This is a genomic window from Serratia sp. ASV30 (genome assembly GCF_016428815.1).
Classification (GTDB): Bacteria; Pseudomonadota; Gammaproteobacteria; order Enterobacterales; family Enterobacteriaceae; genus Chania; species Chania fonticola_C.
Genome location: NZ_JAELTL010000011.1, coordinates 78,389 through 92,798, shown reverse-complemented (window position 1 = coordinate 92,798; position 14,410 = coordinate 78,389). Strand labels below are relative to the sequence as shown.

Below are 14,410 nucleotides of genomic sequence, written 5' to 3'. Positions count from 1 at the left end.
TCAGGTGAAAAATGCATCATCCACAAAGTCCTTTACCATTGGCTAGCCCGGTGGGACTATCCTTATTGCCTCTAGGGCTGTTACTGATTTGGTTGATATTTCTTAGTCCGCTTGCCTTGCCCAATATGGGCGGAAGTGGCCTGAAACTGCCGCATAATATCCTGACTTGGGCGGTGATGGCTGCCGTCACTGCCACCCTCTGGTTGACACTATCGGCCAACTCTCCCATCTCGCTTAGCGTAACTGCCCGTTGGCTGCTGCTGGCCGTGGTGATCCTGGCAATTCCCCTATTATATACCTCGCCACATTGGCAGAGTGCTGGGCTGGCACGTTGGCTTGGGTTGGCTGGCGGTTGGGTTTTTTACGTATCATGGTTGCAATATCGCCCACCGCACTTTGCCCGGCATTGGCTATTTTACGTCATTCTGCTGGCCGCGGTATTCCAGGCGCTGATTGCTCTGTGGCAATTGGCCTTACCGGGAGCCGTACCAGCCTGGTTTGACTACCCAATGAAAGACGGCCGGCCTTATGGGGTCTTCCAACAGGTGAATGTTCTGGCCAGCTTTATAGCCAGCGGATTGGCACTGGCATTAATGCTGTTGTTGTTACCTGATTTTTCCTTAACCCAGCCAAAAGCAGAACGATACAGACGTTATGCCTTGGGGTTGGTGCTGGTGCTGTTTCCCGCATTGTTGATGTGGTTACAGTCACGGATAGGTTGGCTTGGCGGCGTTATCAGCGGGATATTGTTGCTCTGGTTGGGATGGCGGCAGGCAAAAAAGCTCACGGGTATCGCAACAGGCCTAATGCTTTTGGGTATCACTATCGCATTCATTTTTCAAATAAATGGAGGAGTTGAAACGGTTGAACACACCACATCAAACCAGGCCCGGTTGATCATGTTGCAGGACAGCATAAATATGATTGCCGAAAAGCCTTGGCTGGGTTGGGGTTACGGTGGATTCGAATATAGCTTTCAGCACTATCGCTTGGCTGCCGGATTATCCACATTGGGTCTTGGCGTGGTGCGCCATCCGCATAATGAAATCTTGCTGTGGTGGGTTGAAGGGGGCATGGTTGCCTTGGCTGGCATGATAGTCTTACTGTGTGCCGGTATCAGGTTGCTCCGGCTATCCTGGCGAAAAAAAGGCGAAAGCCTGGCGTTGGCCATCGTGCTGCTCCCTTTGCTGTTACACAGCCAAACGGAATACCCGTTTATGCTGTCTAGCGCACATTGGGCCATTTTTTTACTGCTGCTGGCACAGTGGGATTGCCAAACGGAGAAGGCCACAGAGCGCACCAAGCTATCCTCAGTAACTCACTCATTTTTAAGAACTGTAGTGCCTATGGCTTCAGCCGCCATCTGCATAGTGGCCAGTATTGGGCTATATGCCAATTTGTCTTTAACCGCCTTTGAACGTAATCACTTTGCGGATATTCAACCCGCTCGCCGTGCGATGGCGTTTGACCCCTGGGTGAATACCGAACGTTGGCATTACGATCAACAGACCCATGCGTTGCTAATGTATAACCAGACCCGCGATCCCCGCTTGCTTGAAAACTATGCCCAATGGGCACAGGGCTATCTTGCTCAGCGGATCGATAAAAATGTTTATGCCTCATGGTTAGTTATCGCGCAATATCGACAGGATACCGCCACCTACCGGCGTTTACATCAGGAAGCAAAGGCATTATTTCCCACCGATCCACGGTTTTTAAACGATTTGCCTGAGTGAAGAGCGATAAGTTTACACGGGGATGCGGACTATGACCCGTGTAAGCGCACAATGCGCTGGTAAGAGTGGGCAATCCGTTGGCCTGCCAGCGCAGGTCAGTGGCTTATCATGTGCCTAGCTGGTACGGTATGCCCTAATATGGATAGCAAGGAACAGGGAATGTTTGACATTATCAGCGATTTGGTTGGGATGGTATTCAGAATTATTTTTGGGATATTGGAAGCCATCTACGAAATTGTGAACTTCATTTATTCTTTTACCAAAGGGCGTACGCGAAGACGGGTGTTAATCACCTTATTGGTATTTTTGGCATTGCTCGGTCTGTTCTGCTGGTGGATTGTTAATGCATGTACGGGTTAAGCCAATGATGATGTAAATGGGCGCAGCGTGCTGCACCCCTGGTGTCACCACATCTATCAGGCCTTACTACCTTGCCCAACGTGGCCCCAAACCATCTCGCCCTTATGGAACGTGGCGGTTCTTGGGGAAATGCGTGCTACCGCTTCGGCGGAGCAGGAGGCATCAACCAGCACGAAACTGGCATCGTCCTGGGCTTTCGGCCATACGCGTTCCCCTTTGTCATTCAGCGGCAAGACATCACCGGTGGCGAGCGCCAACGAACGTGACAGAGTTCCCTCATTCGGGCGTACGTAAAGCTGAGCGTAAAGGTTGGCTTTCTCCAGCATGTCGCCCAAGCCATACGGCGACCAGTGGTCGATCACGCTGTCGGTGCCGGTCATCAAAAACACGCCTTTCTCACGCAGCTGGCTGAGCGGCATGTGCATAGTGCCGATAGGGACCGTGGTGGCAATGGTAATCTGCTGTGCTGCCATACGGGTAGCAATCTCATCCACCTGCTGTTCATTCATCATTGCCAGCGCAAAGGCATGGCTAATGGTCAGCTTGCCCTTTAACTGTGGCGTTTTCTCGACGGTTGCTACCATGTAGTTCACCGCCGCAATGCCTGCCGGGCTGGTTTCGTGCAGGTGGATGTCCACCCCTTTGTTATAATCCAGCGCGATCTGGAACATGCTATCGAGCGACTTTTCCATTGCGCCATCGACGTTGGTCGGATCCAGACCACCGACATAGTGCGCTCCTGCCTGCATTGCCTCACGCATCAGCGGCTCTGATTTCGAATACAACAGGCCGTGCTGTGGGAACGCGACAATCTCGCAGTCAAAGCCAGATTTGCGGCGTGCCAGCACTTCTTGCAGATTCTCCAGGTTTTTCAGCCCCGAGGTTGGCTCAACGTTGCAATGGCTGCGGGCGGTGGTGGAACCATAGGACTGAATTAAATCGATCAGCTTTTCGGCCCGCTCTTGGGTGTAAGGTTGCAGTTCCGGCAGCAGCTTCTGCTCCAGCCTGATCATATCCTTGATGGTGGTGCCCGCCGGGCGATTCAGCGAACGCCATGGGCCGCCGTAAAAGGTTTTGTCCAGATGGATGTGCATATCTCGCATGGCGGGCAGCATCAGTTTGCCGCCAGCGTCGTAAACCGGCAGCGTACTGTCCGCATGCTGGCGGTTATCGCGCAAGGCAACGATCTTGCCCTGATTGATCTCCAGCGTTTTCAGTTCGGTGCGAGTGCTGACCGGGGTTGCTCCGTCAAACTCAAAACCCGCCTCTAGCAGCACGTTATCCAGATAATAGTGCTTGTCAGTAATTTTCATGCGCCGATCTGCCTCACAGTTCGCGGTTGCCGGGTTAGCAGCATAACCGACGGAGGAGGTTGCCCCCAATAGTGCGCAGGCCGCAGCCACTTTGCCACTATGGCTCAAAAACTCACGGCGGCTTTTGTTCTCATTCATCTGTTGTTGCCTCTCAGAGGTTAACGATATGGGTGCCCGTTTCACCGCGCAGTGCGGCGGGGAGGCAATCCGGCGAGGTGATGACGACGCGTTTGCCGCCGTCGCGTAAGAACGCCAGGCTGGCGACGATCTTCGGCAACATGCTGCCTGCCGGGAAGTGGCCCTCTGCCATATAGCGGGTCATTTCGGCCACGCTCACCTGGCCTAACGCTTGTTGGTTCGGCTTGCCAAAGTGAATGCACACTTTCTCCACGCCAGTGGTGATCACCAGTACGTCGGCGCGGATTTCCCTGGCGAGCAGGGCAGTGGACAGATCTTTATCGATTACTGCATCGACGCTTTGGTAATCCCCTTGTGGATTACGTGCGACAGGGATGCCGCCGCCACCCGCTCCAATCACCACAAACCCTTGTTGCGTGAGTGCCTTGATTGCGTCGGCTTCGACGATCCTGATGGGGTCCGGTGAGGCGACCACCCGGCGATAGCCGCGCCCGGAGTCTTCTACAAAACGCCAGGAGGGGTATTGCTGCAATAACGCATCGCGCTGTTGTTCGCTAAAGAAAGCGCCAATCGGTTTGGTGGGGGTGGTGAAGGCGGGATCCTGTTTATCCACCTCAACCTGCGTGATGACGGTTACCGCTTTCTGCCCGCCATGCTGTGCCAGACGGTTGTTGAGTGCCTGCTGAATGAGATAGCCGATACCGCCCTGGGTATCCGCCACGCAGTTGGCCAGCGGGGTTAGCGGCAGTCCTTCATGTTCGTGGGCCACTTCTGCACGGCGTAATTCCAGCCCCACCTGCGGACCGTTGCCGTGGGTGAGTACGATGTGGTAATCCGATGCCAGCATTTCCAGCACCGAGTCTGCGACCTTTTTCACCGCCTCGGCCTGATGTTCCACGGTCTGGCTGGCGTTGTCTTTGATAATGCTGTTGCCACCAATGGCGACGACGACGAGTTCTTTCATCTGGGTCTTCCGATTAAAAAGGCCGTTTAAATAGGGGCGGGAACCTATAAATGCCCCTCACCCTAACCCTCTCCCACAGGGAGAGGGAACCGATCGAGTTCGTTGATTTTTCCGTGTAATACCTTGCTTTTATTACTCCCTACTGTCCGGGCTGGTTGCGCACTCGGGGCAACTCCCTCTCCCTGTGGGAGAGGGTAGGGATGAGAGGTCAGGCGGTTTTGGTTGGCTCTTGCACTGGAGCTGGAACCGTTTCACGGCTATCGAGAAAATGCTTCACCACAAACATGGCCGACATCATCAGGTAAGCCAGCGTGAACAGCAATGAGCTTCCCTCGGCAAAGCCCACGGCTGGCGCATGGATCACGCCGAACAGGGCCAGCAGAGCACCAGTTGCCGCCGCCACCGCACCACGCAGCGGTTTGTTGATGATGGCGAAAATCGCGACACAGCCCCACAGCATACTGGCCAGTGGCGCACCGCTACCCAAATGCACCAGCCCCTGGTAATACACGCCTTTGCTATGCAGCAACTCAGCGCCCAGCTTGGCTCCCGAGGTGCCCGCCGCCCCCAGCACGCTGTTAACCATGGTTAATCCCCAGTTGGCGATCCACGGGAACAGGCAGATGAAGATCACCGGGACCTCGATTTTCGGCGTTTCCCTCACCACCTGGTTGGCGGTGACCACGCCGATAAACACCAGGATAGGCACGATCGCCGTCATCGGGATCACCGCCAACATAAAGGCACCCAGCCCGAACAGCGGAACCAGGAACATCGTCACGCCGGACGCCAAGGTGTAACCAATGCTGGCCCCCATGGCTTTCCAACCGGCGTGGCCAACATACACGGTCACCGGGAACGGGTTGCCCAGCAGGCAGCCGAACATGGAGGAGAGGCCGTTGGCCATCATCACTTTGCGGGTGTTGTATTCATCCCCGGCGGCGTGCGCACTCTCGATGTTCTCTAGGTCAAAGATGTAGTTCGCCAGCCCCAGCGGGACGGCAGAGGCCAGATACGGCAGCGCGTGTGGCAGGCCCTGCATGAAGCTGTCGACATGGAATCCTGGCGGGTTAAAGCCAAAGGAAGACATTGAGGCTTTAATCGCATCTGGGCTTTGCAGGCCGGAGATCCACGCCAGCGCAGTACCGGCGATCAGCAGCAGCAAACCGGTCGGAATGCGGGCGAATATTGGCTTTTTGCCAAACCAGTTGATAAAGATCAGCAGCAGCACGATGAACGAAACGGTCGGCGCTTCGAACGCCTGCAACATCGGGTTCATCGCCAGTAGCAACAGCCCCAGGCCGGAAAGGCAGGAGAGCAGCACGGTGCGCGGGATCATCTTGCGGATGGTTTCGCCGAGGAAAGAGCCACCCACCAGGATCAGTGCTTCAACAAAGCACCACACCAGGCCGATCGAAATGGCAAAGTCCGCATCGCCGGTCGACTGATAAACCGGCATCAGCACCAGGAAGGTCACGGTAAAAATAGACGGCGCACTCGGGCCAGAAGGCAGCGCGGTCACATCGCTCCGCCCGGTCTGGCGAGCCATTTGCAGGCCGAACCAGGTGTAACAGATGCTGGCCATCATCACGGCCAGGCCAAAGGCCGGGGCTATGCGCCCGTAGACAATCTCTTTGGGAATACCCACCACAAAGATGAGTAACCCCATCATGGTGAGCAGGTTGGTCAGGTTATTGGTCATCAGCCCGAAGTAGGCTGCCCAGTCACCGCGTTTCCACTCTAATTTCATTTTGTTCATGGAAAATCCTTCACAGGTCGTTTAACAACTCTCGACGATCAACGGGATCGCCATTGGTCCTGCAGGTGAACAACTCTCTGGTGTCAGGTGGGGCTAACGCTGGGTTAGCCCCGGTTACCCTATGAATTTCAAGTTGCAGCTAGGCGACAAACTATCTCATCCCCAGGAGCTTACGTTTTTGTAAGTGACTGGGGTGAGATAGTGCAGGTAACAACGCTGCAGCTTGAAAGACGACGGGTATATTGTTATTGGCAGTAGTGGTCGCGATACCTCAGTATTGCTTTCTCAAAACAGGCGAACGGCGGGTGCACAATCCCGGCACCGATCATGCCGATCCCGGCATCCTTATGGGCAATGGCGGTATTGATCACCGGCAGGATGCCGCTGCTGCCGACCTTGGTAATATCGATCGCCGTTGGGATCCCCATAAACGACAGCAGGGGAATAGTGACGTTGGGGTTTTCGCCCAAGGTGATTTCACGCATCTGGCGTGAGAAATCGATCGCTTCATCCACCGTGCCCCCGACCAGTGCAACGATGGCCGGAGCGGTTGCCATGGCAAAACCACCAATGCCGTAGGTTTCGGTGATGGCGCTGTCACCGATATCCAGCCCTGAGTCTTCCGGTTTATAGCCTGCAAACATCGGGCCGATAACCTGCTGCGCTGGGCCGGTAAACCACTGGCCCGGTAGCCCGCTGATGCGCAGACCAAACTCAACGCCGTTACGCGCCATGGTGGTGACCACGGTGCTGTACTCAATACCGTGCGCCGCATCCATTGCCGCTTTACACATCGCCATCCAGGTTGGGCCGGAGAAGTAATCGCTGCTGGCGACAAAGTCGAAGACCTCGCGCTGCTGCTCAACCGGGTAGCCCGCCTGGATAATCCACGGCGTCAGCGCCTGGATCAGCAGTGAAGTGCCCGCATTGTTGCGGTTGTGGCACTCGTCGCCCATATGCAGCGCTTGCGCCAGCATCAGCCGCAGGTCGATCTCACCGGCCAGCTTCATGGCATCTCGCAGCATCGGGCCTTGCACATCGCGCATCCAGTTGAGTCGGTCAATCACGCTTTGGTCATTGGCCCCCATGCGCAGGATCTTCGCCATCTGCTCGCTCATATTGGTATATGCGCGGTTGCCGTAGGTTTTGTTCTCGACGATATGCATGAACATTGACGCGGACGTCACGCCTGCCATCGAACCCACGCAATCATGCTCGTGGCACGGCGAGAAGATGATTTCGCCGGATGCTGCCAATTCTGCTGCCTCGTCGAGGTTGGCTGCCAGTCCTTCAAACACCAGCGCACCGGTGACCGCGCCTTTCATCCCACCGCACATTTTCTGCCAGGTGATCGGTGGGCCAGCATGTAAAATGGTGTTGCGCGTCATACCAGGGACGACGTTGATCGCCTGGTCATAACCTACCAGCACCGGATGCGACTGAATAATGCGCTCCAGCGCCAGTTTGTTCGCGGCAGCCACTTTCTCGGCAAGCGCGGGGGAGGCAATCTGATCGAGTGCCTCAACCACCGCCATATTGCCCTGGCCCGGTGGAGTCCAATCGAGCTGGGTTACCGGCACATGCTGTTTTTTGAGATCATCACTGAACATGGCGATACCGACGTTAATGACGTTCAGCGGTTGGTTGAATAACGTGTGGCTCATCAGGCTTTCCCTCCTTTACAAACAAATTCACGCGCCAGCAATCCGGTATTGGTGCTGCTGCTAGCCCAGATCACTCCCGCATCGGTGAGCATCTGGCACTGCTGCTGTAGCGACGGCGTATCGAGATCGGTGCCCAGCACATAGCCGAGGATCTCCAACGGTCGGCTCTCGCTGGACGCAATGGCCTTGGCCTCTTTGATCGCCTCGATCATTACGCCCACCGGATCTTCGTGAGAGCCAAAGCCAAGCACGAAGTCCATCACGATCACGCCAACTTCGGGATCGCGCGCTTCCTGCAACAGACGTTGGATGCGGTTGGTCGGGTCGATCATCGGGTGCGGTTTGCCATTGGTGAAGTCGTCATCGCCAAAGTCGAGGAAGGTGTGTGCCACGCTGCGGTTGAGGTCTTGCAGGCGCATGGCCGGGTCGGGCTGAATATTGCTGTAAACGTCGTCGTATTTTTCCAGTGCGGCAAACATCGCTTCGTCGCACAAAGTGCCGCCACAGAACAGACCACGAATGTATTTTTGCTGCGGCGTCAGCTTGGCACGCACTTCTTCAATCAGCGGCCAGTTCAGTGGATGCAGGTCGAGCGACTCTTCTTTGATGCCGGTAAGCAACACGGCCTTTAACGCTGCCTGCTTGGTTGCACGTGCAAACTGTAACCCTGGTTCATCGGCTGGTGGCTCATTGCGCCCAAGGAAGCAAACCACCACGGGTTTACGGCAGGCACGGGCGCGTTCGAGCACGGTGTGTGCCACGGCAGGGGCAGGGGGTTTGGAGACCAGTACAATCACCTCTGTACCGTTGTCGTTCTCTAACATTTCCAGCGCGTCCAGCATCATCCGGCCGCCAATTTTTTCGCTCAGATCGCGCCCGCCGGTGCCAATCAGTTGCGAAATACCACCGCCGAACTCATGGATACGTACGCTCAACTCCTGGCTACCGGTGCCGGATGCGCCGATAATACCGATGTTGCCACGGCGAACCGCGTTACCAAAACACAGCGCTGTGCCATTAATGATGGCGGTGCCGCAGTCTGGCCCCATCATCAGCAGGCCTTTTTCATGCGCCAACTGTTTCAACGCCAATTCATCTTCGATGGAGACGTTATCGGAGAACAGCATCACGTTGAGGTCGTTTTCCAGCGCTTGACGGGCTTCACGTGCCGCGTACAACCCGTTTACCGAGATCACCGCGAGGTTGCTCTCCGGGATATGAGTTTTCGCACTGGCGAGGGTGGCGTAACGCGCTTCGTGACGGCCACCTTTATCTTTGTGGGTGAACAAGGCTTCGATCGCTTGCAGAGTCGCCTCATTAGCTTCATCGCTGGCACCCTTAATCACGATCATCAGATCGCCATTTTTGGCGGCTTCCAGTTCTGGGGTTAACAAGCCCAGGTTCTCCAGTACCCCTTTGTTCATCTCCGTGGCCATGGCCACAAACGCTTGTTCAACGCCTTCAAGTTTGTTCGCTTTGGTGGAAATAGACATCAGCGAAACAGAGTCAAACCAGGTGTTGTTTTTTACCACGATCCTGATGGGCATATTTTTCTCCAAAATATGAGGTCAAGAGGCAGGCATCGGCCATGCCATACAGCATGTCGCAACCCGAACTTGAACCGATCTGTTTAATCTTGTTAATGGTATCGATAATAAGGTGACGATCGTCGTGTACTAATTTTTCTAACAGGTGACTAATCACCTGTCGGTAACGCTGATTGATTGCCGTTTCTAAGGTAATAGCGCTTAGCAGCGTGGTTTTATGTTGTGCTTTCTCCAGCACTGCCAGAAAAACCTCGCGATATTTTCGCGCCGGATGACCGGGTAGCAATAATATAGAGTAAAGCCCAACCAGATAATCATCACCGGAAGGCGTCAGGCCAATTCCCAAACCAATGAGAGAATGTAAGGCCTCGTCGGGATCTTCATTGCGCCGTATCGCTAGAAATAACGCATCACGATGAAGTTGTAATAATCTGGCCATTTCCCGATAAAATATATTCTCGCCACGGTAATTAAACAGCGAATTACCGGATGAAGCCTGTTGATTAATGCAAGCCCCCCATTGGTGCCAAGCAATTGATGCTCTGCTTGCTTCGGTTAAATACAGGTCAGGCTGCTGCCATGTCTGGCAGTGAGATAAATCAATCCAACTATGCTGACCTATTTCAATGCTGCCCTGAGAAAACTCGACGCGATCTCCTGGGCTAAATATCTGGTCACAGTGCCTGAGCGCTATGCGGCAACTATTGGGGGCGTTATCGTACTCGTCGCTTAATAACGTGTAGAGCATGTTCTGCTCGGGAACGAACAGGTTTACCGCGCGTGAAAAAACCTGTTCGACCTGCCCACTTAGCCTCTGGCGGGGGAACGCCACCTCCGCCGATAACGCTGTAATGCACTGCCGTTGCGGCTGTGCGATGGCATCTCTCCTCTGTTAAGCGCCGGCGGAAACCAGCAGTTCAGCAATTTCGTGATAGCCTTTTTCACGGGCCAGCGTCAGGGGCGATTTACCATATTTATCGGTCATATGAGGATTGGCACCGTGATCGAGCAGTAATTTGACAATCTCTTGCTGTTTCGCGCCGCCATCATTTAACACAATGGCTTCCAGCAGCGGCGTCCAACCGACAAAATTGGTGTGGTTGACGTTAATTTCGGTACGCGTTAACAATTCACGTACAATATCGACGTGACCTTTTTCGCTGGCTGGGGTAATACCCACGCCGCCAAAGCGTGTTAAACGGTCCAAATCCGGGTTTGCTGGCAATACCAGACGTAGTAGCGTTAAGTCGTTATTCAGGCAGCTCAGCAGGAAGGGGTTAAAACAGGTCTGATCCTGCTTATCAATGTCTGCACCGGCAGCGATTAATAATTCCACGCAGTCGTAATGTTTATTCAAGCTGGCAAGCGTAATTGCGGTGCGGCCTTGGCGGTTGGTGGCATTGATATCTGCCCCTTTACTCAGGCAATTTTTCAGCGCGTCGCTGTCGCCTTGTTCCGCTGCAAAAAGAAATTCTGTGATTAGCGCCTTATCAGACATATTCTGGCTCCCTATTTTTCCAGTGGGCTTTGGATGCTTTCATTGCTACTGAGAATAGCAATAGATGCTGGATAAAAACATCCGCTTAAGAATCATTCATCGCAAAGGGTGTAATTATTGAAAATAATTCAACAATAAAGACAAACTGTGCGGCGGCGCAATCTTTCTCTTATGTTTTGCGCCTTTTGCCACGGCAAACGTCCCTGCGGGGAATGGGCTTTCACCTCCCGCCACATCAGGCTCTAAACTAATAATCAGAAGTGTGATTGTCTTCAAATCAGTTGTAATCGCAGTGTTAAATTTTGTTCAATACTGGTTGCGTGTCATAGGATTTACAAATACATTCAACAATGCGTCCAGGGGGGAGGAGGGGTCATGAATTCTATTTTTACCGAAGAAAATCTGTTGGCATTTACCACCACGGCGCGTTTTGGCAGCTTCAGCAAGGCGGCCAAGGAACTGGATCTGACGACCTCGGCCATCAGCTATACCATCAAAAGGATGGAAACCGGGCTGGACGTCGTACTGTTTAACCGCAGCACGCGCAGCATCGAACTCACCGAGTCCGGTTTTTACTTCTACCGTAAAGCGACCGATCTGCTTAACGACTTCCATGCCATCAAGCGCGGTATTGATACCATCTCTCAGGGTATCGAGGCGCGGGTGCGCATCTGTATCAATCAGTTGCTCTACACCCCAAGGCATACCGCCCGGCTGTTACAGGTGCTGAAGAAGCAATTCCCCACCTGCCACATTACGGTGACCACCGAGGTATACAACGGCGTCTGGGATTCCATCATCAACAACCAGGCCAATATCGCTATTGGCGCACCGGATACGTTGCTGGACGGCGGTGGCATTGATTACACCGAAATTGGCGCCATCCGTTGGGTGTTCGCCATTGCGCCCGATCATCCATTGGCGTTTATGCCAGAGCCGATCTCAGAGAGCCAGCTGCGGCTTTATCCCAACATCATGGTGGAAGACACCGCGCATACCATCAACAAGAAGGTGGGATGGTTGCTGCACGGGCAGGAAGCGATCCTGGTGCCGGATTTTAACACCAAGTGCCAATGCCAGATTTTAGGGGAGGGGATTGGTTTCTTACCGGAATATATGGCGCGTGAACCGGTAGCAGAGGGGCTGTTGGCAACCCGCGCCATTCATAACCCACGGCAGGATTCCAGCATGTTGCTGGCGACACAGCATGCGGCAACCGGGCAGGTCACCCAGTGGATCAAAAAGCAGTTCGCTCCGGGTGGGGTGCTGACCGGGATTTATGGGGATTTGCTTTATCGGGAGTGACTCGGGGATCTTGGTGCCTAAAATCCCCTTACCCTGGCAGAAAGTAAACTGCACCTTAAACGCTGGCTAGTCACAAATTAAGGTGCAGTGGGTTATGGCAAAACAGTCCCTTCCCATAAATGATTATTGGGATCCATCGCTGGTTTATCAAATAAAATAGTGGGCCGATCAGAAGCTATATAAAACGCCAGCCACTGCATTGATACTATAATCACGATCGGTCATCGGGCTATCTTTCACCGTGTCGCTCATCTGTTCATTAAATCCCATCAGGAACAGCTGCCAGTCGTTATTAATGGCATAATAGCTGGCGAGAGAAATGTAAGATGTGACGCCGCTTTTCGCCTGGTATTGTTGCATCCCGCTGCGTTGCGATTCCCGTTCGCTGATACCATAATAGTAATTATTGAAGGCGCGGTTTTGCCAGCGCATACCGAAACCGGGAACCAGTTGTAATTTGCCAAACTGGAAGCGGTACTGATAGCCGACATCGGCAATTACGCCGTCGCTATAGCCCAGCACGTCGGTTGCAATATCAGCGTTGATGCTCCCCCAATCGGCATGATACTGATACCCGATGCCCGCCATGGCGGTCGCTCGCCGCTTATCCAGTTTCTTCATCGCCGGATCGTCGCTATCCGCAGGCTTAAAGCTTAGCGGAGAGTAGTCAACCGCCAAATGCAGATTGTGCTTCTCAGAACTCAGTAGATTAATCCCGATCCCTTGGCCGTTAATAAAAAACTGCTCTCCTTGATAAGTCAAAATCGGTAGCGGTATATATTGTGCATCATAGTCGCGATAGGGTAACTGTTCTGCCAGTACACCAGCACCTACCGACCAATCGCCAGCATAGGCATTGCCCGTTAGTAATATGGCTGTCAGCGAGAACGGTTTAACCATTAAAAATGACGTGCGAGTAGATAAAAAAGAATAATCCATCATGATAAATATCCCAGGGTTAGGTCAAAAGGTAGCCATCAGCTACTAATGAGCCGATCACTAAAGTTCAGGTTTTTATCGATACGCTAATGAAATGTTATGACTTACTTTTTAATAGGCTCCTGTTCTATGGAAACAAGCAACGCCGCCATTAGCGTTGCAGGGAATAGTAGATTGTGCCGGGGCCATTTTAATCTTCCCCTTGGATGCTGGCTCCTAAAACGGCGGCAAAAGACCCGGCAGTGGCACCGAAGGCGCGCTCAATCAGCAACAGCATGGCCTGCATACGCGCGGCTTGCTCTTCGGGCGTCCAGCTAAACATCTGGTGGCCGAACAGGAACAGCGAACCGGCGAGAATGAACTGCACCGTCGATAGCGGATCATCAACTTGAAAAACGCCTTCCTGGTTTCCTTGCTCCACCACTGTTGCCAGGATCGGCCCAAAGGCCAATACCGTTCCAATATTGCTGCGCTCATGTAATGCGCGGTTCTCCGGGCGGTGTAAGTCCTCAACCAAAGCCTGCCCGGCTTCTACGGTTTGATTCTGTGCGGCGATGATGGCGCAGAACTTTTCAATCGCCCCCAGTTGCGGATCGTCGGCAATGATTTGTGAGCGGGCAACCATCTCGGCACACAGCTGCTGTGCCAGCGCCGCCAGTACCTCATCCTTGGATTTGAAGTAGTAATAAAACGTCCCTTTGGCGATGCCAGCGCTGCGGACGATGGAATCAACAGAGGTCGACTCATACCCGATTTCCTGAAACAGCTCGCTTGCCGCCTGCAAAATTTCAGCCCGGCGCACCTCTGGCGTTTTCACTGTACGTACCATAATAAATCCCTCTTTTGCGTATGGAGTAGCGCTACGGTATTAATTGACTGACGGTCAGTCAATTAAAAAATGCAGTTTTTTTACACGCAATGGCCGAGGTAGACATTCCGCAGATTACCTTCAGTATCTGACGACCGCTCTGAACTAGTCCCTCTCATTTTTGGGGGAGAGTGGAACATCGAGTATGTGTCATCATTTTGTTTCCCCCATCCAACTCGTTATCTTTCAATAACTAATTAGAGTTAGTTCGAGTTTGCGCTGCCTCGCAAAATTCAATCAACAACTGAACAACCTGCCGGAACTTGACCAAAGACAACATTTTTTGTGGGGTCTATGGTATCCCTACGCACGGTGTAAT

General features: G+C 53.4%; 12 protein-coding genes. 3 read left to right on the top strand and 9 right to left on the bottom strand.

What is annotated here, in order from left to right:
- Positions 1-11: 11 nt before the first annotated feature.
- Positions 12-1,736: a PglL family O-oligosaccharyltransferase gene (locus JHD74_RS07260; protein WP_199062245.1), complete on the top strand. Its 1,725-nt coding sequence runs from the start codon at positions 12-14 to the stop codon at positions 1,734-1,736.
- Positions 1,737-1,895: 159 nt separating this feature from the next.
- Positions 1,896-2,096: a hypothetical protein gene (locus JHD74_RS07255; RefSeq protein ID WP_074027884.1), complete on the top strand. Its 201-nt coding sequence runs from the start codon at positions 1,896-1,898 to the stop codon at positions 2,094-2,096.
- A 56-nt stretch (positions 2,097-2,152) separates the two neighbouring features.
- On the opposite strand, the gene JHD74_RS07250 is transcribed toward JHD74_RS07255, so the two are convergent.
- From JHD74_RS07250 to JHD74_RS07220, 7 genes are all read right to left on the bottom strand, one after another.
- Positions 2,153-3,547 carry an amidohydrolase family protein gene (locus JHD74_RS07250; RefSeq protein WP_024530337.1) on the bottom strand — a complete coding sequence of 465 codons (1,395 nt, stop codon included), beginning with the start codon at positions 3,545-3,547 and terminating at the stop codon, positions 2,153-2,155.
- Positions 3,548-3,560: 13 nt separating this feature from the next.
- Entirely contained in the window at positions 3,561-4,511 is a 951-nt protein-coding gene (locus JHD74_RS07245) for a carbamate kinase family protein (RefSeq protein ID WP_199062243.1), read from the bottom strand.
- A gap of 208 nt (positions 4,512-4,719) precedes the next feature.
- Positions 4,720-6,270, bottom strand: coding sequence for a xanthine permease (locus JHD74_RS07240; protein WP_024530335.1), 1,551 nt, complete (start codon positions 6,268-6,270; stop codon positions 4,720-4,722).
- A gap of 245 nt (positions 6,271-6,515) precedes the next feature.
- Positions 6,516-7,934 (bottom strand): DUF1116 domain-containing protein, encoded by a 1,419-nt coding sequence (locus JHD74_RS07235; protein WP_024530334.1) that lies wholly within the window; start codon positions 7,932-7,934, stop codon positions 6,516-6,518.
- Entirely contained in the window at positions 7,934-9,481 is a 1,548-nt protein-coding gene (gene fdrA / locus JHD74_RS07230) for an acyl-CoA synthetase FdrA (protein ID WP_024530333.1), read from the bottom strand. Before fdrA ends, JHD74_RS07235 begins: the two co-directional genes overlap by 1 nt.
- Positions 9,441-10,229: a DUF2877 domain-containing protein gene (locus JHD74_RS07225; RefSeq protein WP_199062241.1), complete on the bottom strand. Its 789-nt coding sequence runs from the start codon at positions 10,227-10,229 to the stop codon at positions 9,441-9,443. The genes fdrA and JHD74_RS07225 overlap by 41 nt, the downstream gene beginning before the upstream one ends.
- Positions 10,230-10,373: 144 nt before the next feature.
- A complete protein-coding gene (locus JHD74_RS07220; protein ID WP_199062239.1) occupies positions 10,374-10,979 on the bottom strand; it encodes an ankyrin repeat domain-containing protein in 606 nt (201 codons plus the stop codon).
- A 375-nt stretch (positions 10,980-11,354) separates the two neighbouring features.
- On the opposite strand from JHD74_RS07220, the gene JHD74_RS07215 reads away from it, so the two are divergent.
- Entirely contained in the window at positions 11,355-12,284 is a 930-nt protein-coding gene (locus JHD74_RS07215; protein ID WP_021180041.1) for a LysR substrate-binding domain-containing protein, read from the top strand.
- Positions 12,285-12,452: 168 nt separating this feature from the next.
- Here the strand turns inward: JHD74_RS07215 and JHD74_RS07210 are convergent, their stop codons facing one another.
- Together JHD74_RS07210 and JHD74_RS07205 are read right to left on the bottom strand one after the other, a co-directional pair.
- The gene (locus tag JHD74_RS07210) at positions 12,453-13,226 is read right to left on the bottom strand and encodes a MipA/OmpV family protein (protein WP_199062237.1); all 774 of its coding nucleotides are present in this window, start codon (positions 13,224-13,226) and stop codon (positions 12,453-12,455) included.
- A gap of 187 nt (positions 13,227-13,413) precedes the next feature.
- Complete coding sequence (locus tag JHD74_RS07205; protein WP_199062235.1) at positions 13,414-14,052, bottom strand: TetR/AcrR family transcriptional regulator; 639 nt, start codon at positions 14,050-14,052, stop codon at positions 13,414-13,416.
- Positions 14,053-14,410 lie beyond the last annotated feature (358 nt).